Annotated in this window: 2 protein-coding genes and 1 pseudogene; 1 reads left to right on the top strand and 2 read right to left on the bottom strand. The window is 72.0% G+C overall.

From position 1 onward, the window contains the following. Positions 1–37 precede the first annotated feature (37 nt). Together H5J33_RS30850 and H5J33_RS30845 are read right to left on the bottom strand one after the other, a co-directional pair. On the bottom strand, positions 38–496 hold the full coding sequence (locus tag H5J33_RS30850; RefSeq protein WP_181798066.1) for a GNAT family N-acetyltransferase: 459 nt from the start codon (positions 494–496) through the stop codon (positions 38–40). Between the two features lie 50 nt (positions 497–546). Further along, the gene (locus tag H5J33_RS30845; protein WP_181798065.1) at positions 547–1,119 is read right to left on the bottom strand and encodes a flavin reductase family protein; all 573 of its coding nucleotides are present in this window, start codon (positions 1,117–1,119) and stop codon (positions 547–549) included. A gap of 368 nt (positions 1,120–1,487) precedes the next feature. Between H5J33_RS30845 and cdgB the strand changes: the two are divergent. Beyond that, positions 1,488–2,527 (top strand): annotated as a pseudogene (cdgB, locus tag H5J33_RS30840) (diguanylate cyclase CdgB); the annotation flags it as partial.

Genomic DNA, 2,527 nt, shown 5'->3' with positions numbered 1-2,527 from the left:
GCCGAGCCGGACCCCCGGGGGAGTTCCGGCCCCCGGTTCACAGCTCCAGCACCCCCACCACCTGGTCCCCGTCGGTCTCCCCGGTCGGGCGGAAGCCCAGGCGGGTGTAGAAGGCGCCGGGGCCGTCGGGGCCGGGGTGCCAGTCGGCGTACAGGTGGGTGCCGCCGCGGCGGCGGATCTCGGCGGCCACCGCGTCCACCGCGAACCGGCCGTAGCCCCGGCCCTGTTCACCGGCCGCGATGTTCAGCCGCCACAGCCCGGAGCGGTACAGACTGCCGTCGCCGTGCCAGTCGATGCCGAAGTACGCCATCACGAAGCCGACCGCCCGGCCGTCGTCGGTGATCAGCCGGGGCCAGGCGACGCCGTCCGGGTGGACGTACGCCTCGGCGAGCGAGCGCACCACCGGCGCGACGGCGTGCTCCTGGTCGGGGCGGACGCGCAGGGCGACGGCGGTCTCGAAGTTCCGTGGGGTCACCACTTCCAGGCGAGGTGTCATCGGCGCACCGTAGGCACGCCGGTCCCGCCGTCGCCACGGAATTTCCCGGCTCAGCCCAACTGGCGGTAGCGGCCGCGGAAGTACAGCAGCGGGCCGCCCTCGGCACTGGGCACGCGCGCGGTGAGGACCCGGCCGACGACCAGGGTGTGGTCCCCGGCGGCCACCCGCTGCTCGGTACGGCACTCCAGGGTGGCCAGCGCGCCCCCGACCAGCGGTGCGCCGGTGACCTCGCCACGGCTGTAGGGGATGTCCTCGAAGAGCAGACGGTCGCTGATCCGGCCCTTCATGGCGAAGCGGCCCGCGATGTGCCGCTGGCTCTCGGCGAGGACCGACACCGCCCACAGCGGCTGTTCGGCGAGCAGGTCGTCCATGCGGGCGCCCTCGCGCAGGCTGACCAGGACCAGCGGCGGGTCGAGGGAGACCGACAGGAACGCGGTGGCGGTCATGCCGACGTCCTCCACCCCCGGCGCCTGGGGGTCGTCCGGGTCCAGCGGCGGTTCCTGCGCGGTGACCAGGACCACGCCCGCGGCCAGCCGGGACATCGCGGCCCGGAACTCGTCGTTGCTCACCCCCTCAGCATGCCCGGAAGGCAGGGGGGTGGTGGGGGAGGGAGTCTTCAGCACGCCGGAAACGCTAGTCTTCGCCCGGTGCGGCGGGCATCGGGCCCTGGCCCGAGCCGGGTCCTAGGTCGCGAGGACCAGCGGCGCGTTCGTCACGTGCATCATGTGAACGAGCGCGCACGGTGTGTCTTCAGGAGTCGCACGGGGCAAACGCAGAAACCGCACGCAATTGTTCACGTTTCCTTGTGACTTGAGTCACAAGAGGCGGGAATTGTTGACCCTGTGTACCGAGTGGGCAGCGCGCTGTGATTCAGTGGCGGGGAGCCGCAAGGACAACGCGCACAGCATGACAAAGAGCCACCGCTGACAACGCGGGAGAAGCGCCGAAGGCAACCCTTGATTCGCTGCGAGGTCTCGGGGGGAGGGCGAGCATGGAGACCGAGTCGGAGCCGTATGTCCGTCTTGCGTCCCTGCGACAGCTGCACCAGGTCATGGCCGACATCAACACGGCACGCAGCCTGGCGGACACACTGCAGACCGTCGCCGACGGCGCCGTCAACGCCCTGGGCTACGAGATGGCGGCCGTCAACCTCGTCCGCCCCGACGGCGACCTGGTGGTCGCCGCCTTCTCCGGCAACCCCGCCGCCGAGGCCCTGATCACCGGCCGGGTCGGCTCCCGCGAGTCCTGGGAGCGGCGCCTGAACATGGGCGAACACTGGGGCGACCTGATCTTCATACCGCACACCGAGGGCTGGGTCCTGGACGACGACGACGTCCCCCAGTGGTTCACCGACGGCCCCGAGCCGCGCTTCGAGGACGAGTGGCACCCCTCCGACCGGCTCTTCGCGCCCATGTACACCCCCGGCGCGCAGGGCGGCTCCTCCGGTGAACTGCTCGGCGTCATATCCGTCGACCGGCCGCGCAACGGCCGCCGTCCCGGCGCCTGGGGCCGCGAGGCCCTCCAGATGTACGCCTTCCAGGCCGCCATCGCGATCAGCAACGCCCGCCTGCGCTCCAACATGCAGCGCGCCCTGATCCGGCTGGAGCGCGAACAGCAGGCCCTGCGCGCCAGCGAGGAATCCTTCCGGCAGGCGTTCGAATACGCCCCCTCCGGCATGGCCATCGCCGAGATGGGCGGCGACCAGCACGGCCGCATCCTGCGCACCAACGACGCGCTGTGCCGGCTGCTCGGCCGCCCCGCCTCCGCGATGCGCCGCTACTCCTTCGCCGACCTCGTCCACCCCGAGGACATCGGCACCCTGCTGCGCACCTCCGCCGAGGGCGGGCGCGCCGAACTCCGGCTGGGCCGCCGCGACGGCAGCTACGTGTGGGTGTCGCTGCGCAACAGCGTGGTCGCGGACGCCGCCGACGGGCCGCGCTTCCTGCTCACCCATGTGGAGGACATAGAGGAGCGCAAGCGGCGCGAGCTCCAGCTCGCGCACCGCGCCTCCCACGACTCGCTGACCGGCCT

The sequence above is a fragment of the Streptomyces sp. WELS2 genome, from assembly GCF_013870595.1.
Classification (GTDB): domain Bacteria; phylum Actinomycetota; class Actinomycetes; order Streptomycetales; family Streptomycetaceae; genus Streptomyces.
This window is presented reverse-complemented; position numbering and strand designations above follow the sequence as displayed.